Annotated in this window: 24 protein-coding genes, 1 tRNA gene and 1 pseudogene; 12 read left to right on the top strand and 14 right to left on the bottom strand. The window is 67.5% G+C overall.

Annotated elements, in window-relative coordinates; all coding sequences use genetic code 11:
- Positions 1-10: 10 nt before the first annotated feature.
- Together AP234_RS18815 and AP234_RS18810 are read right to left on the bottom strand one after the other, a co-directional pair.
- Entirely contained in the window at positions 11-406 is a 396-nt protein-coding gene (locus tag AP234_RS18815) for a nuclear transport factor 2 family protein (protein ID WP_055480971.1), read from the bottom strand.
- A 117-nt stretch (positions 407-523) separates the two neighbouring features.
- A complete protein-coding gene (locus tag AP234_RS18810; RefSeq protein WP_055480970.1) occupies positions 524-2,380 on the bottom strand; it encodes a WD40 repeat domain-containing protein in 1,857 nt (618 codons plus the stop codon).
- Positions 2,381-2,487: 107 nt separating this feature from the next.
- Between AP234_RS18810 and AP234_RS18805 the strand changes: the two genes are divergently transcribed.
- Both AP234_RS18805 and AP234_RS18800 read left to right on the top strand, forming a co-directional pair.
- Entirely contained in the window at positions 2,488-3,066 is a 579-nt protein-coding gene (locus tag AP234_RS18805) for a histidine phosphatase family protein (RefSeq protein ID WP_055480969.1), read from the top strand.
- A 452-nt stretch (positions 3,067-3,518) separates the two neighbouring features.
- A complete protein-coding gene (locus AP234_RS18800; protein WP_055480968.1) occupies positions 3,519-4,115 on the top strand; it encodes a hypothetical protein in 597 nt (198 codons plus the stop codon).
- A 196-nt stretch (positions 4,116-4,311) separates the two neighbouring features.
- Here the strand turns inward: AP234_RS18800 and AP234_RS38075 are convergent, their stop codons facing one another.
- The 5 genes from AP234_RS38075 to AP234_RS18775 form a co-directional block, all read right to left on the bottom strand.
- Positions 4,312-4,839, bottom strand: coding sequence for a GNAT family N-acetyltransferase (locus AP234_RS38075; protein WP_055480967.1), 528 nt, complete (start codon positions 4,837-4,839; stop codon positions 4,312-4,314).
- Positions 4,840-5,157: 318 nt separating this feature from the next.
- Positions 5,158-5,523 carry a hypothetical protein gene (locus AP234_RS18790; protein WP_152990494.1) on the bottom strand — a complete coding sequence of 122 codons (366 nt, stop codon included), beginning with the start codon at positions 5,521-5,523 and terminating at the stop codon, positions 5,158-5,160.
- A 65-nt stretch (positions 5,524-5,588) separates the two neighbouring features.
- Positions 5,589-5,831, bottom strand: a complete 243-nt coding sequence (locus AP234_RS18785; RefSeq protein WP_055480965.1) for a hypothetical protein — start codon at positions 5,829-5,831, stop codon at positions 5,589-5,591.
- Positions 5,832-6,005: 174 nt separating this feature from the next.
- Entirely contained in the window at positions 6,006-6,530 is a 525-nt protein-coding gene (locus AP234_RS18780; protein WP_063842982.1) for an Imm21 family immunity protein, read from the bottom strand.
- 1,486 nt (positions 6,531-8,016) lie between these two features.
- Positions 8,017-8,553 carry a hypothetical protein gene (locus tag AP234_RS18775; RefSeq protein WP_055480963.1) on the bottom strand — a complete coding sequence of 179 codons (537 nt, stop codon included), beginning with the start codon at positions 8,551-8,553 and terminating at the stop codon, positions 8,017-8,019.
- 572 nt (positions 8,554-9,125) lie between these two features.
- Here AP234_RS18775 and AP234_RS18770 point away from each other — a divergent pair.
- Positions 9,126-9,464: pseudogene (locus AP234_RS18770) on the top strand (tyrosine-type recombinase/integrase); the annotation flags it as partial.
- A gap of 61 nt (positions 9,465-9,525) precedes the next feature.
- Here the strand turns inward: AP234_RS18770 and AP234_RS18765 are convergent.
- Positions 9,526-9,598, bottom strand: a tRNA-Arg gene (locus AP234_RS18765).
- A 117-nt stretch (positions 9,599-9,715) separates the two neighbouring features.
- Positions 9,716-10,381, bottom strand: a complete 666-nt coding sequence (locus AP234_RS18760) for a hypothetical protein (RefSeq protein WP_235558239.1) — start codon at positions 10,379-10,381, stop codon at positions 9,716-9,718.
- Positions 10,382-10,406: 25 nt separating this feature from the next.
- Here AP234_RS18760 and AP234_RS18755 point away from each other — a divergent pair, with 25 nt between their 5' ends.
- The 3 genes from AP234_RS18755 to AP234_RS39225 all read left to right on the top strand — a co-directional run bounded on the left by AP234_RS18755 (position 10,407) and on the right by AP234_RS39225 (position 12,573).
- A complete protein-coding gene (locus tag AP234_RS18755; protein WP_055480961.1) occupies positions 10,407-11,615 on the top strand; it encodes a histidine kinase in 1,209 nt (402 codons plus the stop codon).
- Complete coding sequence (locus AP234_RS18750; RefSeq protein WP_055481057.1) at positions 11,612-12,298, top strand: response regulator; 687 nt, start codon at positions 11,612-11,614, stop codon at positions 12,296-12,298. The genes AP234_RS18755 and AP234_RS18750 overlap by 4 nt, the downstream gene beginning before the upstream one ends.
- 143 nt (positions 12,299-12,441) lie before the next feature.
- On the top strand, positions 12,442-12,573 hold the full coding sequence (locus AP234_RS39225) for a hypothetical protein (RefSeq protein WP_268778066.1): 132 nt from the start codon (positions 12,442-12,444) through the stop codon (positions 12,571-12,573).
- A gap of 81 nt (positions 12,574-12,654) precedes the next feature.
- Here AP234_RS39225 and AP234_RS18740 read toward each other — a convergent pair whose 3' ends face one another.
- The 3 genes from AP234_RS18740 to AP234_RS18730 all read right to left on the bottom strand — a co-directional run bounded on the left by AP234_RS18740 (position 12,655) and on the right by AP234_RS18730 (position 16,400).
- Entirely contained in the window at positions 12,655-13,188 is a 534-nt protein-coding gene (locus tag AP234_RS18740) for a DUF4142 domain-containing protein (RefSeq protein ID WP_055480959.1), read from the bottom strand.
- A 195-nt stretch (positions 13,189-13,383) separates the two neighbouring features.
- Positions 13,384-15,705, bottom strand: a complete 2,322-nt coding sequence (locus tag AP234_RS18735) for an FtsX-like permease family protein (RefSeq protein WP_055480958.1) — start codon at positions 15,703-15,705, stop codon at positions 13,384-13,386.
- Positions 15,702-16,400: an ABC transporter ATP-binding protein gene (locus tag AP234_RS18730; protein ID WP_055480957.1), complete on the bottom strand. Its 699-nt coding sequence runs from the start codon at positions 16,398-16,400 to the stop codon at positions 15,702-15,704. The genes AP234_RS18735 and AP234_RS18730 overlap by 4 nt, the downstream gene beginning before the upstream one ends.
- Before the next feature lie 137 nt (positions 16,401-16,537).
- Here AP234_RS18730 and AP234_RS18725 point away from each other — a divergent pair, with 137 nt between their 5' ends.
- A complete protein-coding gene (locus AP234_RS18725) occupies positions 16,538-17,518 on the top strand; it encodes a histidine kinase (RefSeq protein ID WP_055480956.1) in 981 nt (326 codons plus the stop codon).
- Positions 17,515-18,237, top strand: coding sequence for a response regulator (locus tag AP234_RS18720; RefSeq protein ID WP_055480955.1), 723 nt, complete (start codon positions 17,515-17,517; stop codon positions 18,235-18,237). Before AP234_RS18725 ends, AP234_RS18720 begins: the two co-directional genes overlap by 4 nt.
- Here AP234_RS18720 and AP234_RS18715 read toward each other — a convergent pair.
- A complete protein-coding gene (locus AP234_RS18715) occupies positions 18,234-19,109 on the bottom strand; it encodes a hypothetical protein (protein ID WP_055480954.1) in 876 nt (291 codons plus the stop codon). The two genes, AP234_RS18720 and AP234_RS18715, sit on opposite strands and share 4 nt — an antisense overlap.
- Before the next feature lie 513 nt (positions 19,110-19,622).
- Between AP234_RS18715 and AP234_RS18710 the strand changes: the two genes are divergently transcribed.
- Both AP234_RS18710 and AP234_RS18705 read left to right on the top strand, forming a co-directional pair.
- Positions 19,623-20,171 (top strand): DinB family protein, encoded by a 549-nt coding sequence (locus tag AP234_RS18710; protein WP_055480953.1) that lies wholly within the window; start codon positions 19,623-19,625, stop codon positions 20,169-20,171.
- A 228-nt stretch (positions 20,172-20,399) separates the two neighbouring features.
- The gene (locus AP234_RS18705) at positions 20,400-20,882 is read left to right on the top strand and encodes a hypothetical protein (RefSeq protein WP_055480952.1); all 483 of its coding nucleotides are present in this window, start codon (positions 20,400-20,402) and stop codon (positions 20,880-20,882) included.
- Between the two features lie 432 nt (positions 20,883-21,314).
- Here the strand turns inward: AP234_RS18705 and AP234_RS18700 are convergent, their stop codons facing one another.
- On the bottom strand, positions 21,315-21,776 hold the full coding sequence (locus AP234_RS18700) for a hypothetical protein (RefSeq protein WP_055480951.1): 462 nt from the start codon (positions 21,774-21,776) through the stop codon (positions 21,315-21,317).
- Positions 21,777-22,061: 285 nt separating this feature from the next.
- On the opposite strand from AP234_RS18700, the gene AP234_RS18695 reads away from it, so the two are divergent.
- Complete coding sequence (locus AP234_RS18695) at positions 22,062-22,634, top strand: TetR/AcrR family transcriptional regulator (protein WP_055480950.1); 573 nt, start codon at positions 22,062-22,064, stop codon at positions 22,632-22,634.
- Positions 22,627-23,958, top strand: coding sequence for a glycosyltransferase (locus AP234_RS18690; protein WP_055480949.1), 1,332 nt, complete (start codon positions 22,627-22,629; stop codon positions 23,956-23,958). The genes AP234_RS18695 and AP234_RS18690 overlap by 8 nt, the downstream gene beginning before the upstream one ends.
- The last annotated feature ends 138 nt before the right edge of the window (positions 23,959-24,096 follow it).

Genomic DNA, 24,096 nt, shown 5'->3' with positions numbered 1-24,096 from the left:
GGTGGAAAGATCACCAATCGAAGGGGAAGGGATGTTCTCCGGGAACCACGAACGAGTAGTCCCGGGACTCGGCGACCAGGCCTTCCTCGTTGAACCTCAGCAGCGTGCATCCCGAGATGATCAGCGGCCCGTCTTCGTAGTGGCACAGCGCCCAGTACTCCGCCGCGGCCTGGTCACCGTTCACCAGGGGCGGGGCGAACCTGGCCTGCGTCGGCTCGACCTCCGAGGCGAACACGTCCTCCAGATACTCTCTGAGTCCGGGACGCCCGCGGTGAGGGGGACGGAAGGGCTGCGACCAATGGACGCCGTCCTCGGCCTGACGCTCGACGATGAGCTCGACATCCTGCCGCGCCCATCCGACCGTCCATGCGTTCGTCCAGCTCAGCGCGGCTTCCAGAATGTCCACGACGCTCCCTGAGTGATCGGATCGAGCTTGCCGCCCGACGATACAGACCGCCTCCGACAAATTCCGGTGACGTGACGTGAGACGACGTGACTACCGTCCGGACGAGTGCGCGACGGCCTACGCGCTCAGATCCCACATCAGAACCTGTTCCGCCCGTCCGCCGGCGAGCAGGACGGTGTGCCCGTTCACATAGCCGAGAGTCACGTCGTCGAGGCTCCCCCGCACCTTGAGCGGGTCACCGATCTGCCGTCCGTCGACCAGGTTCCACACCCGGATCTCGCCCTGGTAGGTGGCGGTCACGGCGATCGGGATATCACCGAGCCGTCCGGACAGGATCCGGTGGACGCGTGCGGTGTGCCCGCGGAGGGGCGGCGTGAGCCTCCGTCCGGTCCGCAGATCCCAGAAGTGAACGGTGTCACCGCCGCGCTCGGTGAGGACTCCGGTCGTGCATCGCACATGGCCGACGGCGATCGGAGACTCGCTGGAGCTGACCCCCTTCACCGAGGCGAGGAGACGTCCCGTTCGGAAGTCGAGGATTCGGGTGCGCCGTTTCAGGCTGACGAGGAGCACCGGCCTGCCGTCGATATCGGCCAGGGTGGTCAGCGACAGCGGCGTTCTGGCGCCGATGTTCACCGGGGCCCCGATCCGGACGCCCGTGTACGCATCCTTGATCCATACTCGGGCATCCCCGGTCCGGCGCCCCTTGCCGCGGAAGTTGTTCCTGCCGAACAGCACGGTGCGGCCGCCGACCCGGGTGACGTACACCTCCTTCCTGCCGCTGAAGGCGCGGTCCGTCTCGCTCCGGCTCGAGGCGATGAGATCACGGAACCGTACGCCTCCCGGCCACTCCTCCAGGAGGACATCGCGGTCACGTAGCCGCTCGGGCGGGATGTCCTCGATGGAGTCGTACGTCTTGGGCGGCACATCATCGATCCGCCGCCTTGTGGCCAGATCCCACTGAATCGTGCGGTCGTCCCCCTTGGTGATCGCAACGGTCCGGCCGCTCGCGTGGGTGACGGTGATCGCCCTGATCGTCTCGGTATGACCGGACGGAGCGGTGGCGGCGAGTTGCCCGGCGGTGGTGAGGTCCCAGAGCCGAAGGGCATTGTCGGCGCCGCCGGTCAGCGCGATCGGCCGGCCGTCCAACTCCCCCACGGCCAGGTGGACGAGGGCTCCGGGTGGCCGACCGGCGGGCAGGAGGCCGAGCCGTTTCCGCGAGGCGGCGTCCCAGATGGAGACGTTTCCCGTGGGTCCGTCGACGGCCAGAAGGACGGTTCTCCCATTCACCCGGGTCTTCCGTACGGTGGTGAAATCACCGTCGATACCCGTGATCCGTCTGCCGGTCGCGAGGTCCCAGAAACGGAGCGGGTCAGGCTCCTCGTCCTCGTCACCGCCGGTGTCATTGATCACGGCGGTGAGTCTCCCGTTCAGGGTGATGAGTTGCAGCGCCTTGACCTCGTTGTCCTCCCCCAGTTCGATCTTCGGCCCGACCTCCCGTCCGGAGGCGGCATCGATCACGTGGAGCTCGTCATCGGCGGTGACCCGTACGGTGCGGCCGTTCATGCGGCCGACAGCGGGACCTGTGCCGGCGTCGCTCGTGGCCTTGAGCGGCTGCCCGGCGAACACCGACTCACCGATCACTGTGATCGTCCGATCCAGCTCGACCGGCCGGCCGATGGGGGCGAGGCCGGGGAGATCCCACACGCGCAGGGTGCGCTCCTCCCCCGCGCTGATGGCGACGGGACGCGATCCCAGCAGCCCGATGGCCACGGCGGTTATGTTCGTGTGCACGTCACCGCCCAGGATCACCGGGGGTTCGAACGAGGCGGGGACGGGTGTGGTGGGCGTCTCCGCGCACGGTCTCGATGCGTACGGCCATTTCGGCGGCCCGCTGTCCGAGGCCCGCAGGGTGGCTCCGGCCAGCAGCAGGCAGAGGATCAGCAGTAAGGGCGTACGAACCCCGGATAACCGCACCAGACCCTCCCGAGGTCGGGCAAATGCTTCCGGGACATCCTTACGTCGTCTTCCACGCGACGTCATCGTTTCGCAGAAGAAGACGGCCCATCGGGGAGACTGAGGACATGGAGATCGTGTTGCTCCGGCATGGAGAGACAGAGTGGAGCAGAGCGGGCCGGCACACGGGCCGCACCGATGTGCCGCTGACGGCGCGCGGCGAGCAGGAGGCTCGGGCTCTGGCTCCGACGGTCGCTGCCCGCTCGTTCTCGCTGGTCCTGGTGAGCCCCGCCCGGCGGGCCCGTCGTACGGCCGAGCTCGCCGGAATCAGTTCATATGAGGTGGATCCGAACCTGTGGGAGTGGGATTACGGCGGATACGAAGGCATCACGACCGTCGAGATCCGCCGGTCCCACCCCGGCTGGTATGTGTGGCGTGACGGCATCGTCCCGGGGGACCAGGCCCATCCGGGCGAGACCGTCGAGCACGTCGGCGAGCGTGCCGACAAGGTCATCGCCCGGATCCGGCAAACCGAGGGCGACGCGCTCGTCGTCGCACACGGCCACCTGCTCCGCGTGCTCGCGGCCCGATGGCTGGGGCTGCCCGCGGCCAACGGACGCCATCTCCGGCTGGACACCGGCACCTATTCGCTGCTCGGACACGAGCACGGGGAGCCGGTGGTGCTCCGCTGGAACGCCCCGGTATGAACTCTCCGGGACGGAGGCCGATCTCCGGTGCCGCTCCCGCTGCGACGCGCATCCGCTCGATTTCGGCGCCCATCGTCCACTGGACGAACTAGGCATCGCCGAGGGGACATCGCATTGGTGCAGGTCTTTCCGCTCCTGCCGGTCGCAGTGTTCGTCATCACCTGGACGCCGTACACGCCTGTGTGACCGGGGCATCCTGTGTGACGGCGGCATATGGAGAACGGACCCCCCTTGCGCCCGGCCGATCCCCCTGATCGATGGTAGGGCCGGCCCCCTCCACGCAGGCCGGTGATCCGTACTCTTCTGCTGCCCGTGAAGGGCGCCGCCCGGGCTGCGCGCGATCCTCGAGAACGGGACATGGAACTGACCGCTCCACCCGCCGCCACGTTCGGCAATCTCTTGGACATCAGGTCACAAGTCGTCCACAACTAGCGGGATCTAGCATTCCGGGCATGCTCAGAAAGACCATCTCGGTTGCGGCGGCCGGTCTGACCGTACTGGCGGCCACGCTGGCGACCCCCGCGGCGGCGTTCGCGCGTGACAGCGGGACCAAGCAGATCCACCTGCGCAAGGGTTTGACCCTCAAGATCCCCAAATCGTGGAAGGTCGACAAGAAGCACGCGGACTGGGTCCGCGTCATCACCGGCTCGTGCCCCACCCTCGGCACCGAGGACTACGGTTTCCGCGACTGGGGGTGCCGTAGCTTCTGGGTGCTGGGCCCGAAGGCCCTAGAGGTCGGGCTCCGCACGTTCCAGCCGTACAACCCGAAGTACGGATTCGACCCCGCGACCGACGTCAGCATCTGTCCCAAGAGCTACAAGCTGTTCAAGGGCGACTGGAAGCTCGCGGACAGGGGGCTGCGACAGGTCGGGCCGGGTCACAGGGCGGACTACCACAGGTGGGCGGCGACCTGCGTCGACAAGAAGTCCAAGGTGAAGACGCGCTACAACCAGCGTGAGTGGTACCTGCCCAAGTCCAAGATCCTGGTCCTCGACCAGTGGGACCACCCGGGCCTGAACGCCATCCTCAAGAACGCGACCTGGAGCTGACCACTCCGTCCGCGATCACCGCGATCAGGGTGGGCACGAGCGGGGATCTCGTACGCGTCCCGAAGCCGTCTCCCGGCGCGCCGAGCAGGGGCGGACGGCCACCCGAGCCGATGCCCGCCCAGATCGAGGCCGTGGCCCGACGCCTGGCCGGGCATCGGCTCGGCCGGCCCCACCCTTTGCCGTCGTCCCTGCCCGCCTATGACCTCACGTCGGTCTGATCGACGAAGCCAAGACGCCGGTTCATCGCGATCGCGGACGCGTTACGCGGATGGTGGAGCGTCGCGAGCCACCGGTAGCCCGACGACCGGACGAAACGGATCGCCAGCAGCTTCAACGCCAGCGACAGACCCTGCCTGCGATAGGGCGCGAGCACGCCGGTCATCTCGCTGAACGCGACCCCCTTGTCCGCATGCAACGACGTCGCGGACATTCCGATCCACACGCCGTCGCGGATTGCGAGGATGACACCACCCGGGTCGAAGGCGGGCACGTCGATGCGCTGGGCGACGTATGCGTCGTACGTGTAGAACTCTCCCCGGTCAGGGATATCGGCCGAGCACATCTTGTTGAGGTCATAGAGCGCGCGCCGGTGGTCCGCTGTGTCGCCGAGCTCGGCCATCGTCGTAAATCCGATGCCCGACCCCTGCGCCCGCCGCAGGTACGGTTCGAATTCCCCGTCGTCGAACCCGTCGACGTCCAATCGAAGGCGCACCCAATCCACCATGAGCAAGACCCTACCCGCGCCGCCGTACCGTGCTGCGCTGATAGGTCGTTACCCGCGGACGGCGGAAATCGGACCGCGCTGTCAGCCTGGGAATGCTGTACGGGGATCCCAAAAAGGCCCGTTCCATTGTACGGAATGGGCATTTGAGCTGTGAGAGGCCGAGAGGACTCGAACCCCTAACGTTCTGATCCGTAGGCGCCCAAACGATTTCCGGTGTCGTTCAGGATCGTTCGCCGGACTGCTCTGCGGCAGCGCCGTTCGTTCGGGTTCGTCCGTCTCAGTTCGTGATCGTCCGCCCCGGGTGGCTCCCAGAACGGCCTACTCGTAGAGATGGGCGGCGTGGATCTGGAGAGCGAGCGACTGCCATGTCAGAGGATCGATGTCTTCCCCGAACGGGGCACCTTCACGGATACCACCATCCTGAAGCCATCGGGCCCGTGCTCGCAGGAAGTCGCCAATGTTCACGCTGCTCCAGCGGCCTTCGATAAACCGCTTCCCCTCACGAATTTGCCTTTCGCACTCGGCGCGGTCTGCGTCGAAGTCATCCGCCATGATCTCCAGGTAGGCGGCGAAGTCTCGCATGTCATGAACGCGCTCCACATTCACAGGTGGCTCACGCGGCGGTGTCATGGCGATGAGGGTAAAGCGCCGACTGTCAGCTTGGGAATCGCCTGGATCACCCATCGTAGGGGCGCCTGAACTGCCTGGAGCCGGAGTGCCCCCGCGGAGCCTTACCCTGGGACGTCTCGCTACCGACGGTGCCAGGGGTGGTCTTTGTACCGGAGGACATCTATCAGGGTGCGGCTGTAGCCGCTCACCCGTACGACATCGTCGATCTTCTCTGTGCGGGCGTGGTGGGGTAGGAGTTGCTGCACAAGACTCGCTATTTGTGCGCGGATCTCTTGGAGTTCGAGTGCCACTCGCCGCTCTTCTTCGCCGAGCCTGCGCAACTCGGGATAGCGGCCGTCCTGACGTTCGCTGATCTCGTCCATGCCGCCACCGTAGATGAGAGTGCTCACAGAGGTGCGTCTGCGCTGATGGCATGGGTAACGGTGGAGCGGCTGATCTGCCGGCGGCGGGTGTCCCGCCCTCGTTGTGGACCTGGTCCTCCTCGGTGATCTCCACGAGTCGGTTAGTCACTCTGACCAGGTCGGCGCCTCCTCGGCTCAGGTGAACCGTACGAGGATCATGTGCGCATTCGGGTGCTCGACGTAGGCGGCTCGAACGGTGTACGGGCCGGGGGCGAGGTCGATCAGTAGGTGATCCTCTTCGGCGATGTACTCATAACCGTGGACGGCGTCGAAAAGGACCAGCCGCTCATCGACGGTCCACGTCAGCTCCTCATCGTCTGGAACTGACTCTGTCTCGATGACCTCGATAGCCGCCTCCACCATGTCGTCCTCCGAATCCGCGCCGATCCAGCGAACGAGGGCATTCCGTTCGGGGAGGAACGCCGTGGCGCCCGGCTCGTCGCCGAAAACCAGGGCTTGAGCCGAATCGACATCGATCAAGCCTATGTACCCCTGTACGGAGCAAGCGCGGCCGTAGTCCCCTTCTTGATCGGGATAGTCCGGGGGAGCGCCCTTCCAATGGGGGCACACTGACTGTGGGACGAGGATGTGCGGTCCACCCAGCGTGCCTACCCATGTGAGGGCAGCGCTTCCCCCTCGCTTTGCGTCTTTTGCGGTCACGCCGGCGAGCGTACGCAGTCGGCGGTGTTGCCGTACGCGCTGCTGTATAGCAACGCGTGTACAGCAACGCGCGTTCCAAGGCCGTCACTCCTTCGATGCGAACCACGGTGAGGCGCACCGCTCTTGATCGCCGGACACCATCCGGTGCTGTCAGGTGCCTCGATGGTGACGTGATCGCCGCCACCCGCTGGTAGATCAGCGCCGGATCCAAGCTGTCGGCTTCGAGGACTGTGACGCGAAGCAAGTTCCCGACACTGCTCGTAGGGGCAACGTCGCTGGGCTGCCAGTTGGGTCCGGTCACAAGTCGTAGTTCTGCCTGACGCCCTGGCCTGATCAGCGGCCATGTTCCGCTCGGCCCTGTGACCTGCGCTTTTGCCTTTCACTGGCTTTCAGCGTTTCGCGCCGTTTCTCGGACCGTGTGCCCTGAAAGTGCCCTCGACTCGGCCTTCAAGGTCCGTTGCCCCCGCTCGTCAGCGCTGCCACACAGTTAGTGCTCGGTTTCCGCTCCGGCTATCGCTTCTGGGCGCGGTACTGCCGTAGTAGCACGGTGATCTTCTCGCTGCTTTTCTCGCCGTTCAATTCGTTGAGGAGATCGTCGGGGCAGAGTTCGTACAGGTCACCCCACCAGCGGCGGGCCTTGTTATCCCAGATCCGGTAGCCGCCGAGTACGCCTCTTGCGACGTATCGCTTCTGCCCACGGGCACAAGGTTAGGTTAGGGCCCCACATGCGCCCCGCGCCCTGATGCCATCGGTCACGGCTGGGCTTGAGCCGTAGGTTTGCTCGGCTTGCCTGGGTCGATGGCGAGCGAGGCGATCAGGGCTCCCGGCCACCCACGAACCTTGACTTTCCGCGATCACCTCGGGGCCGGGGATCCCGCCAGAGTCAAGAAAGAGACCTCAGCCCTGTACGCGCTGCGATTCGGTCGCTACGGCGGTCAAGCCCCTGCCCATCGCGCGCGGCCGGCGGCGGCGCGGCCGGGACCGGCCCAGAAGAGGCCGCATGCCCGGCCGGGACCGGACGCGCCGTGCCACCGACGCCTGTGGGGCGGCGGCTTGACCGGCTGAATCAACGTCTGGACGGCGGCGGCTGAGGACGTTGCTGTACCGCACTGCTGTACGGAGATAAAAAGGCCCGTTCCGATGATCGGAATGGGCCTTTGAGCTGTGCGCGGCCGAGAGGACTCGAACCCCTAACCTTCTGATCCGTAGGTCCCCAAACGACATCCACGGTCGTTCAGATCCGTTCGCCGTGCTGCTCCTCGGGACTGTGGCTGTTCAGATCCGTCCGGCTCAGCTCGTGATCGTCTACCTGGGTGGCTCCCAAGGTGGCTCCCAGAAGCCGCCATGCGAGCGGCCAGGCGAGCCGCCAATACTCCTCGTGGTGATTCCTCCAGCAAGCCCGTCCACATACCTGCTTGGTGAGCGCCTGAGCCTTTCCTCGGAGCTTCTCTGGACCGAGTCGATGACAGTCAAAGCCCGACGCCCGTCAGCCGTTGGTCGGTTCGACATCCACCACGATCATCTTGTCAAATCGGTAGCTGTCCAGGTCGGGGGCATTCCAGTGCTCCCCCGGACGAATCGCGTGGAATCTGAACGTGGCGTTGGTCTCGTTCGCGCCGATGATGCAACGCACCGGGCTGGGCGGGTCGAGGGCGTACACAAGCTGGCAAAACTTCAGCGCGAACGCGACACCGTGAAGGAGCAGGATCCGCTGGTCATCCTCAGTGATGACCGGCGCGCCGTTGACGGTGGCAACCTCGACCGGGACGAAGTCCTCCAGGTGGAAAGAACTGTCGGCGCACTCCCAGGCAGTGAGGTCGTTGAAGAACGAGGGTGCGCCTTCGGCTCCTCCAACCGAGGTGGCCCAGGTCAAAACCTTCCCACGGCGGACGATGCCGCGCTCCGCGCGTTCCAGAAGACCCGATGCCAGGCCGCCCGGCGGCTCGATCGCTGCCAGCCCGTTCAGCAGTCCCAGCATCTGGACCGCAGCGTCGTTCATCTTGAGCGAGAGCATGATGTCCATGATCTCAGCGGTCCTGGATGAGTGTGAGCGGTCGAGCGCCTCTGCCGTCCTACACGCGGATCAAAAGCTCGGCCGATCATGATTCCGGACAGTTCAATGCAGGTCAGCGGGCCTGTGCGGTCCATCTTGAACCGACCTGGACGGTCCCGTAATGCAACACGAAGTGCAACCAGCGGCGTCCTCTCGATGCCTCCACGCATCCGGACGGATGAGGGCCGGACGCTGACGATCGACGAGGCGCGCAAGCTTCTCCACGAGGTCGCCGAGCATCGGATGGGCGTGCTCGTGCTCCTGGCCCTCGTGTTCGGCCTACGTCGCGGCGAAGCGCTCGGGCTCATGTGGAGCGGATTCGACCCGAACGCCAGGACTCTCCGCATCCACCCATGCCGTGAAGCGAATCAAGAACCGGGACCCGGATGCGGCCCGGAAGACCAAGCTCGTGATCAACGAACTGAAGACCAAGAGGTCACGGCGTACCCTCTCCCTCACTCCCGAACTGGTAGACGCGCTGAAGCGTCACAAGGAGCGCGCACAACGCGGAACGCCTCCAGGCCGGCGCGCAGTGGACCGAGCACGGGTTGATCTTCCCCACTGCTTTCGGCAATCCATCCAACCCGGACACCTTCTCGCACCTGTTCTCCAAGCTCGCCCAAAAGGCGGGGCTCGGGCACTGGCACCCACACGAACTCCGACACTCGGGGGCCTCGCTCATGCTGGCGCAAGGGACGCCGCTTCACGTCGTCTCCGACGTCCTCGGACACGCGAGCATCGCGATCACCAAGGACGTGTACGGGCACCTCATGGAGGGCGACAAACGAGCGGCGGCAGAGGCCATTACCGGTGCTCTGCTGGGGCAACGGAAGCGGGTGGCTCCCAAGGTGGCTCCCACAGACACGGAAGAGACCGCGTGAAGCCCAAAAACACTAAGGCCCGCTGCCAGGTTTTCCCTGGTCACGGGCCTTCTATGATGTGCGCGGCCGAGAGGACTCGAACCCCTAACCTTCTGATCCGTAGTCAGATGCTCTATCCATTGAGCTACGGCCGCTTGGTCGTCACCACCGCTCATCTGCGGTTCGGCAACGGAGGTAACTCTACCAGACCTCGTACCCCTGCTCGCGCCAATAGTTCACCCGCCTCCTCCCCAAGGGCGCACACCCAGGGCTCATGATCCCTTCACCTCCTTCTTGGGCCAGATCGTGTAGCTGACCGGCCAGATCAGCGCGATCAACGTCACTTTGGCGACGCCGATCATGAAGTCGGACAACGCCGCCGTCCTGGCCGGATCCCCCACCATCCAGATCGCGGCGACCAGCAAGCCGCAGGTCACACCGTACGCGATCAAGATCCGGAACCAGAACGCCCACTCATACCGCGCACGGGCCATGCCACCCGAGGGCGGCCTGCGCGGGGGCGGCCCGTCGCCGAATCGGTGGCCGACCCACGCGTCGGCCCAGCGGATCGTACGGTGACCGAAGACCACCATGTACCCGAGATAGGCGGCCGCCAGTCCGTGCTGCCAGGTGGCGACGGTCTCCGACGACCGCAGGTCGATCACGGTCGCGACGAGCAGGACCACGTCCACGAGCGGAACGCTCAGCAGCGCGATATCGCTCGCCCGGCGGGCGCGCACCAGATAGCGCAGCGCCAGACCGAGCGCGAGCAGCACCCAGAAACCGATCTCACAACCGATGATGAAGACGAGCACGAACGAGGCACCTCCGCTACAACACTCGCGCTCGCCGCCGCCGCACACATCGTCACCGGCGACGATCTCGCGTATGCCTTTCGATGTACGCGCCCGCCCCACCCCCGGGACGACGTACCGCACCTCGGCGAATGATGGAATCGCCTTGATGACTCCTTCGTCCCCTCTCAGCTGGTCCCCTGCCAGGCAGGAGGCGCTGCTGGCCGCGGCGGCCTTCGTCATGGGCCTGGTGCTCCTGGCCGCCGGCGCGCTGTTCGACCACGGCCACCCGCTCGCCCTTCTGGTTCTGCCGCTCGCCCTCACCTGCGCCGGCGTGGTCGTACGGCGGCGCGCGCCGGTGGTCACGCTCGCGCTGGGGGTCACGGGCATGGCCCTCGACATCGTGCTCGGGCCCTCGCTCGGGACGATCCTGGTCTTCACCGACAATCTCTATGCCGCCGCGCTGTACGGCCCACGCCCACTGGGCCGGGTGCTGCTCTGGATCACCTCGGCGGGGGCGGTGGTCGCCGGCGCGGCCGCCTGGTTCGTCACCTGGGACTGGCGAGCCCTCGCGGTGCTGCTGGTGCAGGCGGCGCTGATCGGAGTCATCCCCGTCACCACGGCGAACATCATCAGACAGCACCGCGACCAGGCCGCGGCGGAACACGAGCGCGCCGAGCAGGTGGCCCGGCTCGCCGAGCTCGACCGGCGGTCCGCGATCGCCGGCGAGCGCTCCCGGATGGCCCGGGAACTGCATGACCTGGTCTCCAATCACTTCAGCGCGATCGCCATCCAGTCGTCCGCGCTGCTGGCACGCCAGGACCTGGACGCGGCGGCGGTACGGAAAGTCATGAAGTCGATCAGGGAGAACAGCGTCCAGGGGATGGCGGAGATGCGCACGATGATCGGACTGCTGCGCCATGACGGCGAAGGCGAGGAGGCCGAGCCGATCCGGCGGCGGCTGGCGGACGCCGCCGACCTGATCGAACGTACGGGGGTCAGGGCGCGGCTCACCGTCCGCGGCACGTCGCGTGCCCTGCCGCCCGCCATCGATCTCGCCGCCTACCGGATCCTGCAGGAGGCGCTCACCAACGCGCTCAAACACGGCACCGCCGACACGGAGGTGGTGATCGAGTACGCCTGTGATCACGTGGTGCTGCTCGTGGAGAATCCGGTGAATCGCGACAGCCTTTCCGCCCTGCCGGGCTCGGGGGCCGGCCTCGTCGGCATGCGGGAGCGCACCACCCTGGTCAGCGGCTCGTTCGACGCCGGGCCGATGGAGGCCGGGCCGTCCGGGGAGACCCGGTGGCGGGTGCGGGCCGAACTTCCGACGGGAGCCGCGCTGCCGACGGGATCAGCGACGGGATCAGCGGCGTGATCCGCGTACTGGTCGCCGACGATCACGCGGCCGTACGAGCCGGGGTCGTGCTGGTCCTGGGCGGGACGCCGGACATCGAGGTCGTCGCGGAGGCGTCGGACGGGGTGGAGGCCGTCGAGCTGGCCGGGCGGCTTCGCCCCGACATAGTGCTGATGGACATCCGGATGCCGCGACTCGACGGCATCGCCGCCACCCGGAAGCTGCGCGGCGTGGCCGACGTGGTCATCCTCACCACGTTCGACCTGGACGAGTACGTCTTCGGCGCGCTACGTGCCGGGGCGGCCGGCTTCCTGCTCAAGAACACCGACGCCGACGCGCTCATCGAGGCCGTACGGATCGTCGCACGCGGCGACGGACTGATCTCCCCCTCGGTCACCCGGAGGATGATCGAGGCGTTCGCCGCCCTGCCCGCTCCGGCCACGCCGCCCGCGTCGGCAGGGGCGCCCACGGCCCGGCCGGAGCCGTACGGGAACCTGACCGCGCGTGAGCGCGAGGTGCTCGTCCACATCGGCCGGGGACTGTCCAACGCGGAGATCGCCCGTGCGCTGGGCATGGCGGAGGGTACGGCGAAGACGCACGTCAGCCGCCTGCTCGCCAAACTCGGCCTGCGCAGCCGGGTGCAGGCGGCGATCATGGCTCGGGAGTTCCCGCCCGATGCCGGCTCCGGCGATCACCACCGGTGACCCCGACCGGCACGGTCGGATGACGTTGGTAAACGGAAGGTATAAGGGACCGCCGAGAACCCGGAGCGATGGCGGACCGGCGGGCTACGATGACGCTCCGGACGCGGGCGATGGCGGCCGCGCGCGCTACCGCCGGAGGACACGTGAAGCAGCGACCAGAACCGCGCGGCAAGCGTTATCGGCTGCGCGGCCTCATCGCGATGACGATCGCCGGGCTCGCCTCCTGGGCGCTCATCATCTGGTTGGTCTGGCTGCTGGTGCGGCTGTTCACGTGACATCGCGGAGGCCCGGCCCGCCGGCCGGGTGACCGAACGGCCCCGCCGGGCCGAGGGTGGTCCTCCGCCCGGCGGCACCGGTCACTCGCTCTGACCCTCCTCACCGCTCTGGATCTCTTCGAGTTCCTCCAGGTGTTCCCGAACGATCGGTTCGGCGTCTCGGGCTAACCGCTTCACCTCTTCCGAGGAGCCCTCCGACAGTTCCTTGGCCCCCGCGGCCAGGTCCTCTCGATGCTCGACGATCTCCGCCTCGACCCAGGCCCGGTCGAACTCGGCCCCGCTCTTGGCGGAGATCCGCTCGAGCTCCGCCTGCTGCGCCGCGCCGGGGGCACCCGGCAGGCCCACGCCTACGTCACCGGCGACCTGCTTGACCTTTTCGTCCAGCATCCTGTGGTCGTGGATCAGTGCCTCCCCCATCTCTCGGACCTCCTCGCTGTGGGCCTGCCGTTCGGCGACCTTCCCCGCCTGGATCTCCGCCAGGTTTCCCTGGTGGAGCGCGGTCAGGAACCCCCGATCCTGATCGTTGACGTCCGGCGGCGCGGCGGCGAAGCCCGCTGCCGCGGTCGCGAACGTCGCAGCGGCGATGGTCGGCAGGATGACGAGTCGTCTCACCATGAGACCCCCCGGAATCTCTCCCGGACGGCCGGAGCACCGGCAAGCCGGTTGCCCAGCCGATCCGGCCGTTCTCTGACATAAGCCCCATACCCCACCAAATGTCACTCTCGCCCGGGTCCGGCCACTCCATCACCTCCGGCCCCCACCGACGGGTTCCGTACGAGATCAACAGCTACGAGATCAACAGCGCAGGGATCATTCGGTGTGCAGAGCGTCGACAATGGTCATCCTGGCCGCCGAGCGGGCCGGGACGAACGCGCCGAGCGTTGCCATCGCCACACCGGCCGGCATGAGCAAGATCAGCTCCGCGACCTGCCAGACGTCGAGCAGGAAGGCGGGGGCCGTGAGCCCCACGGCGTCGAGCATGGCCAGGACGATCACCCGGTGCGCGGCCATCCCCATCGGGACGCCGAGCAGACCGCCGAACGCGCCCAATGCCGCCATGGACGTCACCATCATCACGGTCACCTGACGAGGGGTCATCCCGATCGACTTGAGCACGGCCAGATCACGGCGGCGTTCGTGCGTGCTGAGCACCACGGTGTTGAAGACGCCCAGCATCGCGACCATCCCCAAGAGCAACGTGAAGATCGATGTCGAGGTGGTGATGGCCACGCCGCTCTCGTCGATCTGCGACTTCGTGGCCGGGTACAGCCCCGGCTCCGCCGTCTTCACCGCGGCGTTGAACTTCTCGACGTCCATGCCCTGGGCGAGCCGAACCTCGTACTGTGTGGGCCTCTTGTCCGGGTCGAGGGCGGTCAGCGTCGGCCAGCTCACCATGATCAGATTATTCGAGGTGTCCATGGCCTCACCCACGATGGTGGCCGAGGTGTGCGCTTCGCCGAGCGCGAGCGTGAGACGGTCGCCTACCTCGAGCCCGAACCTGCTCAGGAACGCCGAGGGGGCGACGACCTCGCCCGGCCCCGACAGATAGCGCCCGGCCACGAGCACGTCACCCCGGGTCTCGGCGTCGCCGCGCAGGAACTGGGCCATGATCCGGCCTGGTCGGCCGGCCAGGTGAATGTCGATCCAGGCGTCCGCGGTCACATACCTCACGCCGGGCTGGGAGCGCAGCAGAGCCTCGATCCCGGCGTCGTCCAGCTTCGGCTCGGTCTGGTCCGGCCGCCCGACATGGATCACTGTGTGGACATGCCCGACCCGCTGCGCCGTGTCCCCGTAGGCGGTCATCGTACGGAACAGACCGGAGGCGAGCGCCACCGTCGCCACCCCGATGATGACGGCCGCCAGTGTCAACGCCGAGCGGCCGGGACGCGCGAACGGCAGGCCCAGGCCCAGGCTGACAGAGCGCGGCAGCCTCGCGCCCGACAGCAGGCGCTGCACCCGCCGGCCGCGCCCCGGACGTGGCGCGCTGCCCGCGCTGATCGCCTGTGCCGCCGACAGCCGGTGTGCCCGCGAGGCCGGGATGAGCGCGGCCAGAACGACCACGGCCGGCACGCCGAGCAACGTCACCGCGTACGCCCATACGCCTACGCCGAGGCCGATGGTGGATCCCACGCCCTGGAACACCAGCCGCAGCAGGGGCTGTGCCGCCAAGCCGCCGAGGACCGTGCCGACGAGGCAACCGGCGAACCCCGGCAGCAGGACCATGGTCAAATACGCCGCGACGACCTGATTGGGGGTGAACCCGAGCGACTTGAGCATGCCGATGTGCCGCTGACCCGCCACGACGGCGCCGCTGACGACATTCCCGACGATGAGGACGGCCACCATCAGGCCCAGGATGCCGAATCCGGTCAGAAAGGGCAGGTAGGCGGAGGCCGTACGCGCGACGTCTTGTTTGACCACCAGGTACGACTGCCAGTCGAGCAGGGCGGAACCGGGCAGGCCCGACGTCATCCCCGTCATGGCCTTTTGGAGATCGTCGTCGGTGTCCGCTTCCGTGAAGCGGTAGAGCATTTGGGTGATCTTGGGGCTCATGGCCTGGACCTGGTCAGGCGTGACCCACGCCTCGGCTGTCCTGCTGACGCTGGAGGCCAGGCCGACGATGGTGAGCCTGGGGCCCCCTTCGGCCTGGACCGTGGCGCCCAGCAGCTCACGGAAGAAGGGTTCGGCCGGGCGGCTCACCACGATCTCCCCCGGTTTGCCGGCCCAACGGCCCGCCCAGAGATCGACCCGATCCACGGGCCCGCCGGGATCGGCGCGGCCGACCACCGTGAGGGGGCCGGGCGGCAGAGCCTGGCCGATGTCGGCGACTGTGATGACGGCCTGGCCGAACGGTCCGGCCACGGCCTCGACAGCCGGTTCGTCCTCGGAGGTCTGCTTCTCCACCGTCTGGACGAGCCGATCGTCGGAGACCGCGGCCCGGTCGAACGCGGCCACGACGTGCGCGCCCCGCTGCTCGGCGAAGGTCCGATCGAAGGGTGCCGACGCGGCTTCGAGCAGGCCCAGCGCCACCACGATCGCCACGGTCGAGCACATGACGACCACGGCCAGGACCGTGCTCTGCAACCGTCGCCGCCGCGCAGCCGCGACCGCGACCCGCCACACCGCTCTCATGCGCTCTGTTCCATGGCACGCTCGCCGGTCACCCGTCCGTCCTCGATCGCGATCACCCGGCTCGCGCACCGCTGAGCCAGCCGCTCGTCGTGGGTCACCAGCAGCAGCGTCTGGCCGAGCTGGTGGAGGTCGAGCAGCAGGTCCATCACCTGCTCACCGGTATGGCTGTCCAGCGCCCCCGTAGGCTCGTCGGCCAACAGCACGGCCGGCCTGTTCATCAGGGCCCTGGCGACGGCGACCCGCTGACGCTCCCCACCGCTCAGCACTGCGGGGTACAGGTCCGCGCGGTCGGCGATGCCGAGCTCGTCCAGCAGGTCGAGCGCCCGCCTGCGGGCATGCGCAGCGGACGTACCGGTGAGCTGAGCGGCCAGCGCGACGTTGTCGAGCGCGGACAGGTCGTCGATCAGGTTGAAGAACTGGAAGACCATCCCGATCCGATGCCGCCTGAACAGCGCCAGCCGCGTCTCACTCAGCGTCGAAAGCTCCTCGCCGTGGACGGTGACGCTCCCGGACGTGGGACGGTCCAGCCCGGCGATCATGTTGAGCAGCGTCGACTTGCCGCAGCCCGAAGGGCCCATCACCGCGACCGCCTCACCGGCCCGGATCTCGAGAGAGACATCGTCGAGTGCCACCGTCTCGCCGTAGTGCTTGCGTAGTCGCTCGAGCCGTACGACGACTTCACCTTCCGTTGCCATGTGGGGAAGCTATAAGCGGGACAAGCGCGCTGACGTCCTTCCCCGGATGCAACATCGGTCCCTTGTCATCCTGCGGATGTAGGCCTCTGGTCCGCGGGAGTGATGCGGATCGCCCTGCGGTCTGCGACCGTGGAGACGTGGGTTCGGTCTGGACGTACGGCTTGATCATCGCGGTCGTGGCGCCGTCCGCGAGCACGGTCTGGCTGGGACTGCTCCTCCTGCGTTCCCTTCGGCGGTACCGCGCGGCCATCGAGGAGCGCGGCAGGCTCCTGGAGATCGAGCGGCAGCGGGCGGCCAGGACGGCCGTCGACGCTGAGCGGGCCAGGATCGCCAGGGAACTGCACGACATCGTGAGCCACAACGTGAGCCTCATGGTGGTGCAGGCCGGCGCGGCCCGCGAGGTGCTGTCCACCATGCCGGACGAAACCGAGGCGGCGCTCAGGGCGGTCGAGGGCGCGGGCCGCGCCGCGATGACGGAGCTGCGGCACCTGCTGGGCCTGCTCACTCCCTCACCGAGCGGCGATGACCCACCACATGGCGACCGTTCCCCCTTCGCCGCCGATCTCGCGCCGTCACCCAGCCTGAGCGGCCTGAACACGCTGGTCGACCGGTTCGCCTTCGCCGGGCTGCCGGTGGAGATGCGCGTCTTGGGCGAGCCTCGGCCGCTGCCACCGGGCATCGACGCGACGGCGTACCGCATCGTGCAGGAGGCGCTGACCAACGTGCTCAAGCATGCGGCGGGGGCGAAGGCCGAGGTGACGATCCGCTACGCCGAGCACCACGTGCGCGTGGAGGTGCTGAACACCGGCCCGAGCGTGCTCAGGAGCGATCCGCTCGGGCAGGCGGACGAACATGGCGTGCCAGGAGACAGCGGCGCCGTACGGAATCACGTACGGCATCCCATACGGCATCCCGTTTGGAACGGCGAGTCCGGCCCCGACGGAAGCGAGCCCGATGGCGGAACGGGCAGGGGACTGTTGGGGCTGCGGGAACGTGTCGCGCTCTATGGCGGGAACATGGACGCCAGGCGCCGTCTCGGCGGCGGCTACCGGGTCCGCGCGCGCATTCCCCTGACCGGGTCGCTCGTCCGTCACCATCATTCGCCGGGCTCGCCGTGACCACGCCCGAACCCGGCCCGCCCGCGCCGAACCCCGAGCCCGGACCCCGCGTGCTGATCGCCGACGACCAGGCCCTCATCCGCACCGGCTTCCGGCTGATCCTCACCATGCGCGGCATCGAGGTGGTGGGCGAGGCGGCCGACGGACTGGAGGCCGTGGCGGCGGCGCGGAAGCTGAGCCCGGATGTCGTGCTCATGGACATTCGCATGCCGAACATGGACGGGCTGGAGGCCGCCCGGCGGATCCTGGCACAGGGGCCGCACCGCCGGGTGCTCATGCTGACCACCTTCGACCTCGACCGCTACGTCTATGACGCGCTTGCCCTCGGTGCCAGCGGCTTCCTCCTGAAGGACATCACGCCCGAGCACCTGGCCGCCTCCGTGCGCCTGGTCAACACCGGCGACGCCCTGCTCGCTCCATCGATCACCCGGCGGCTGGTGGAGCGCTTCGCCGCCCCCGACCGGGTCCGCGGGCCCATATCCGCGTCGTCTGCCGTCCCCGCCGATCTCGCCGACCTGACACCCCGGGAGATCGAGGTGCTGACCCTGCTGGGGCGTGGCCTGTCCAACGCCGAGTTGGCCGAGGCGCTGACGCTGAGCGAAGCCACGGTGAAGACCCATGTCGCCCGCATCTTCGCCAAACTCGGCCTACGCGACCGCGCTCAGGCCGTCATCATCGCCTATGAGACCGGACTCGTCCGTACCGGTGACCGGTCCTAGGGTCGTCCCCGGCCGAGGCGACGGCGGCGCAGCACGAGTCCGGACGAGGCCGTGAGGGTGAGCAGGAGGCCGGTCCATACGAGCACTCGCCCATCGGGGCCCGCTTCACCGCCGCCACCGGTCGCGACCCCACCCGCCGGGGTCGTGCGCACCTTGCCGTTTCCCGTCGTCCCGTTCGTGGTGTCGTTCGCCGTGTCGGCGGTGGTCTCCTGAATCGGGGGGTCCGAGGACGCATCGGTATCGGTATCGGAACCGGTGTCGGGTCCGGCGTCGGAATCGGCATCGGTATCGGCGGGCTGATCATTCGCCGCGGCGATGATGAGGTCGTAGGTCATCAGAGCGTCGGCGTTCTGCACCTCACACTCGATCGACGGCTCTGTGGGCACGGTCCCGAAGTTGATGGCGGCCGGCCGCACGGTCGCGGTGCCCGCGTTGGCCGATTTGGTCTTCAGGGGGACCTCGGCCGTCGGCAGGGAAATGTTCTCACCCGGGGTGAGCTGAGCGAGTTCACCCACTCCGGTTGCGGAGGTCAGCTGGGCGACCCCGCTGATGGATGCGTACGCATAGAGCTTTGTGCCGCCTGCCAGCCCCGTGGTGGGCACCCGCAACGCGGTCGAGTCGTCGACATAGGTCCCGTGCCAGCCGATGGTCATCTGCTTGCCCGTCGTGACATCGAGCGGCATCGTCAGCGCGACCTTGACCTTGATGTCCTGTTCCTCGGCCGTGCCGGTGTGCCTGCACCGATAATCCACGATGTCGGTGGCGACGACCGCACCCTGTCGCGACTCCGAGACGGCGGCCTGCGCCGGCTGGCAGAGCATCGCCAGGCCGCCGCAGAGGACGGCCGCAGAGAGAATCGAGCGGATTCCCAAGACGACTCCTGTGGTGAGGGATGACCACAGGGAAGACGGTGCGTGAAGGCATCCGGTTGACAGCCCTCTCCTTTTCCGTCGTCCGGCCGACGGCCCGCGCCCTTTCCATCCTCCGGTCGGCAGCCCGCTTTCCGTCGTCCGGCCGACAGCCCGCGCCCTTTCCGTCGTCCGGTTGCGCACCTTCCTGAAGCCACGATTTCCTGAAGCCGCGATCGCTCGGCGCCGGAAACGACACCGACGACAAGGCCGGGGCCGTCGATGCCGCGGCAGTTCGTACGGCACGAAGGCCCCTGACCAGGCCCGCGGTGACAATCAATCGCCGGCATGGCCGCCCGGAGCTAGTGCCGCGACCGCCAAGGTTTGCCCGGAAGGAGCGGCGGCCAGGGTGATGCATCGCAAGGCGGAGGAGGAGCTGAGTAGCGGAGCTACGAGCGACGACTCCAACGCCGCGAGGTGCCGCCCTGGACGACGCGACGGGGCAAAGATCGGCGGGAGGGGCACTAGGGTTTCGGCATGTCCGAACTCGACCGGCTCCGCTGGCAGCTGAATGTGTCCTGGTCGCTGCTGTCTCTGCATCTGGAGCAGGTGACCGATGAGGAAGCCTTGTGGGAGCCGGTGTCGAACTGCTGGAACGTCCGTCGGAAGACGGACGGGACGTGGGCGGCCGACTGGGCCGTCCCTGAGCCGGAACCGATCCCGGTGCCGACCATCGGGTGGGTGATGTGGCACATCGGCCTCTGGTGGAGCACTGCTTATAAGCAATGCTTCGGGCATTCCGATGCGGCGACCGCTGAATTCGATTGGTCGGAGGCCGCATCGATGACACCGTGGCCCGGAGATGTGAAATCGGCCACCATATGGCTGAACGAATGTCGCGATCAGTGGGCCGATGCACTGAAGTCGCTGAGCCGGGCGGAGCTGGATTCCACCACACGAAGCGGCTGGTTCGCCGACGGATCACTCACCCTGGGACATGTGCTCGCCTGGGTGAACGTCGAGCTTATGAAGAACGCCTCGGAGATCGGATCGCTGCGTCTTCTGCGCGGTGCGGATCGGGGTTGACGCGGCGGGCCTCGCACTTCCTGAAATTTTCAGCCGACCACGCCGGGATTTGGATCTACGGTTCGTCTTCTCTGCCCTGGTAGCCGCACGCGGCATGCCCAAAAGACGTTCCCTTCCCTTATATAAGACCGGGCCGTATTGGGCCCATTAATCCCCGTGCTAGACAGGTTCGTCGCGCCAAAAATAACCTCTGGGTGCTCAAAAGTCCCAAAACGGATGAGGTGTGACTTGGCCGTACGCTCGAAAGTACGTCGCCTGACGACGTCGACCGCCATCGCCATTTCCGCGCTGGCCACCACGCTCCTGCCGCTCACCCCGGCGCACGCCGCATACGGCCCGGACAACCCGGTCTACGTGCAGTTGGTCTCCAACGACGGCAACGCGACACAGCTGGCTCGCCTGGACGGCACCCTGGCGTTCGACAACGGAAACACGAAGTACCGGTACTCGCTGCGCCTGTGCTGGCAGCACGCCTACCCCGCACCCTCCTTCAAGATCATCGTCAATGGCACGAGCACGGTCTGGCCGGTCCAGACCGGCACGACATCCGTTGCGGGATGCCAGCAGACGTACGTGTACAACACAGAGGCGAACTTCGGTAGCACTGTCCGCAACATCCGGTTCGACGTGACCGGAGGATGGTTCGGTCCCGGTAACAATTATCAGATGCGTACCAAGAGCAGCGGCACGTACGACAACCCCTACAACTGACCGCGGTCAGCCTTAACCGGGACTTCGGCATTTCCCGGTGACCGTACGGTCGCCCCCAGTGTCGATCCCAATGCGAACTGAGCCCCTCTGGCCATCCCCGGCGAGAGGGGCTCTGAAGTGCGGCGGCGAATTCGAAGCCCGGATGGGGTAAACCCAGGTGGCCATATCCGGAGGACGTGGCCGAGATCAGCGGCAAGCCGCGCCGATTCCCCCCCGCTTCGAGGACGAAGGCGGACCTGGCAGACCAGGTCGTCTCCTCCAAATCGAGCCCGGGAGCCCGTAGGGTCACCCCCAGCGCTACATAACCACGCCTGTCGTGCCGAGCGCCAAGCGCAAGTCGGTCATGAATGGCCGTGGTCGGGCCCTGTTCACCTTGGTCGATGGGTCGCTGATGGCACATCGGGGAGGCAAGCACCTGCGCTCTTCGATCGGCTAGGGAAGTCGCTCCCGAAGAGCCAGCCATTCGTCAAGTTCTCTCACCGTCGGCGTCTCGGACAGGTGACCACGGATGCTCTGAGCCGGCACGAGCAGGTTCTTGCATTGACGGAGCGCCAAGATCTCTGATCGGGCCCGCTGTCGCCAGTTGGCGGCCAACCCTGCGGCCTGTTCCCTTCGCAGGGGGAGGGCCGCCAGAATGTCCGCTGCCAATGCGTCCGCGTTCCAAAGGGGCGCCCCTGTAGGGCCGAGGTCGTCGATCAGATCTGCACGCAGGTGGAAGCGGCTCACATTGGCGGTGATCGCGTCCAGGCCTGCGGCTTCCGCCCTGTCGAGCGCGTACATGGCCGTCTCCGCCCACGTTCGCCGTCCTTCGCCCTGCTCGGGCTGACGGGCCAGAAAGCCGTTCAACTCCCACACCGCGAGCCAGTGGTTGATAAGTCCAGGGGGGTCGACCACGGGCTCACTTTCTCATGCTCGGCGCGCAAGTCTCCGCCCACCTGATCTCCCGCCGGGTGGCCGGAGCACATCGCTCACTCCGAAGCCGCTCAGAACCGGAGCGTCGCCCCTCGTAGTCCTCGAACTCCCACTCCCCGATCCGGCCGATCGTCACGGCGAGCTCACATGGGTGCGATCACCGGCACTGTCTGGCCGGATCGCGAGCGCCTCAACTTTAGCTTGACCTTGTGATAAATTGAATATAGATATGACTCCATGGAAAGTAGGGTCAGGCGCTCGTACCGTATGGGTGCCCGGGCCGCCGCTGTGGAGGCCACACGAGCGCGCATCCTCGAAGCCGCGGCCGCGCTCTGGATGCAGCGCTGGTACGACGACGTCACGCTGCAGCACATCGCCGACGAGGCGGGTGTGTCGGTGCAGACCATCGTCAATCACTTCGACGGCAAGGACGGGCTCGCCGATGCCGTCGCCGACTGGCTGGCATCTCAAACGGCGGTCGCCCGTCAGGCGCCGACGGGTGATGTACAGGCGATCGTGACCGCGCTGTTCGAGGACTACGAACGGCACGGCGACGCCAACGTGCTCTGGATCGCGCAAGCCGACCGTGTCCCGGCGATCACCCGTGCGGTCGCCCACGCGCGCAGCCAGCATCGGGCATGGCTGGAGCAGGTATTCGCCGACCGCCTCCCGGCCCGGGGCCCCGCACGCGAGCACGCGCTGGCCCTGCTCTACGCCGCCACGGACGTCTACCTGTGGAAGCTGTGGCGGTGTGACCTGGGGATGTCGCGCGAGGACGCCGAACGTGCCATGCGCGACTTGCTGACCTCGATCGATCCGCACAAGAGGAACCATGAGTAAAAACTTCCTGTTCGCCACCTGGTCCGGCGGCGGAGCGGTGCCGCCCACCCTCTCGGTCGCCCGTGCCCTGCGTGAACGCGGCCACGGCGTCCGAGTGCTGGCCGACAGGTCGCTGTACGACGAGGTCGCCGCCGGCTGTACGGAGCCGATCGCGTGGACGACGGCGCCCCAGGGCGACACCGCCGATCCGGCCAAGGACGTTCTCAAGGACTTCGAGGCTCGTACGCCGATAGGCGCGTTCGCGCGGCTGCGAGACCGCATCGTCTGTGGACCCGCGGCCGACTATGCCCGAGACACCCTGGCCGAACTGCGCGCCCGTCCGGCCGACGTGCTGGTCGCCGACTCCACGCTGCTGGGCGCGCTCACCGCCGGCGAAGTCGCCGGGATCCCCGTGGCCTCGCTCGCGACGACCCTCTATCCGTTACCCGCCCCAGGAGCACCACCATTCGGTCCGGGATTCGCACCGGCCACCGGGGCGCTGGGGCACCTCCGCGATCGGATCATGGCGAAGCTGATCGTCAAACCGTGGGCGAAGGGACTACCCGCGCTCAACGCCGCCCGCGTCGGCAACGGCCTGTCGCCGGTGGACTCGGTCATCGACGCATTCGGCCGTGTCGACCGGTTCCTCGTACTGTCCCCCCGTGCGCTCGACTACCCTGGCCGGCGCTTCCCCTCCCACGTGCGCCACGTCGGCCCACGGCTCGATGACCCTGCCTGGGCCGGGGAGCTGAAGCTGCCAGAGGGTGACGCACCACTGGCATTGGTCAGCCTGAGCTCGACGTTCATGAACCAGCGCAACCTGCTCGAGCGGATCGCCGAAGCCCTCGGCACGCTGCCGGTGCGTGGACTGCTGACGACCGGCCCGGCGGTGGACCCGGCGACGGTCCGCGCACCCGGCAATGTCCTCGTCACCGCAGGGGTACCGCACAGCACCGCGCTGCGCCACGCCGCAGTGACGATCACACACGCCGGCCACGGAACAGTCGTCAAGTCCCTGGCCGCCGGTGTTCCCCTGGTCTGCGTACCGCTGGGGCGCGACCAACTCGAGGTGGCACGGCGCATCGAACTCGCCGGAGCCGGGATCACCGTGGGCAAGGGCGCCGCACCCCGCACCATCGCACGCGCGGTCGACCGAGTCCTCCACGGCTCGTCCTACCAGCGAGAAGCGCAGCGGCTGGCGACCGAGATCGCCGCCGAGACGGCCACCGACCGAGCGGTCGCCGAACTCGAGGCCCTCGCCGAGCGCACGACCGGCAGGAACGAGGGTGCTCCTGGGCACGACCCGGCCGGACCATCCGGACCAGCACGGACGTTGTCGAACTGAGCTCACCGGCCGCCGGATGCGCGGGTCTCCACCTCAGCCACCGCGGCCCCGCGCTCTCCGGGATCTCGCGCATCCCGGAGCCGGAGGCCCCCGCCGGAGGCGCTAAGAAATACCTCGGCCACCCGTGAAACTGTCAGG

The organism is Sphaerimonospora mesophila (assembly GCF_001417795.1).
In the GTDB taxonomy this organism is placed as follows: Bacteria; Actinomycetota; Actinomycetes; order Streptosporangiales; family Streptosporangiaceae; genus Sphaerimonospora; species Sphaerimonospora mesophila.
Note: the sequence above shows the minus strand (reverse complement) of the source record. Positions and strands in the feature narration are given on the sequence as shown.

Bases quoted from the DNA above. Each gene is read 5' to 3' on its own strand.
- AP234_RS18740 (WP_055480959.1), bottom strand. From the start codon at position 13,188: ATGGTGAGACGACTCGTCATCCTGCCGACCATCGCCGCTGCGACGTTC.
- AP234_RS18775 (WP_055480963.1), bottom strand. From the start codon at position 8,553: ATGGACATCATGCTCTCGCTCAAGATGAACGACGCTGCGGTCCAGATG.
- AP234_RS18730 (WP_055480957.1), bottom strand. From the start codon at position 16,400: ATGGCAACGGAAGGTGAAGTCGTCGTACGGCTCGAGCGACTACGCAAG.
- AP234_RS18805 (WP_055480969.1), top strand. From the start codon at position 2,488: ATGGAGATCGTGTTGCTCCGGCATGGAGAGACAGAGTGGAGCAGAGCG.
- AP234_RS18800 (WP_055480968.1), top strand. From the start codon at position 3,519: ATGCTCAGAAAGACCATCTCGGTTGCGGCGGCCGGTCTGACCGTACTG.
- AP234_RS18755 (WP_055480961.1), top strand. From the start codon at position 10,407: ATGACTCCTTCGTCCCCTCTCAGCTGGTCCCCTGCCAGGCAGGAGGCG.
- AP234_RS18735 (WP_055480958.1), bottom strand. From the start codon at position 15,705: ATGAGAGCGGTGTGGCGGGTCGCGGTCGCGGCTGCGCGGCGGCGACGG.
- AP234_RS18695 (WP_055480950.1), top strand. From the start codon at position 22,062: ATGGGTGCCCGGGCCGCCGCTGTGGAGGCCACACGAGCGCGCATCCTC.
- AP234_RS18785 (WP_055480965.1), bottom strand. From the start codon at position 5,831: ATGGACGAGATCAGCGAACGTCAGGACGGCCGCTATCCCGAGTTGCGC.
- AP234_RS18690 (WP_055480949.1), top strand. From the start codon at position 22,627: ATGAGTAAAAACTTCCTGTTCGCCACCTGGTCCGGCGGCGGAGCGGTG.
- AP234_RS18710 (WP_055480953.1), top strand. From the start codon at position 19,623: ATGTCCGAACTCGACCGGCTCCGCTGGCAGCTGAATGTGTCCTGGTCG.
- AP234_RS18790 (WP_152990494.1), bottom strand. From the start codon at position 5,523: ATGGGTGATCCAGGCGATTCCCAAGCTGACAGTCGGCGCTTTACCCTC.
- AP234_RS38075 (WP_055480967.1), bottom strand. From the start codon at position 4,839: ATGGTGGATTGGGTGCGCCTTCGATTGGACGTCGACGGGTTCGACGAC.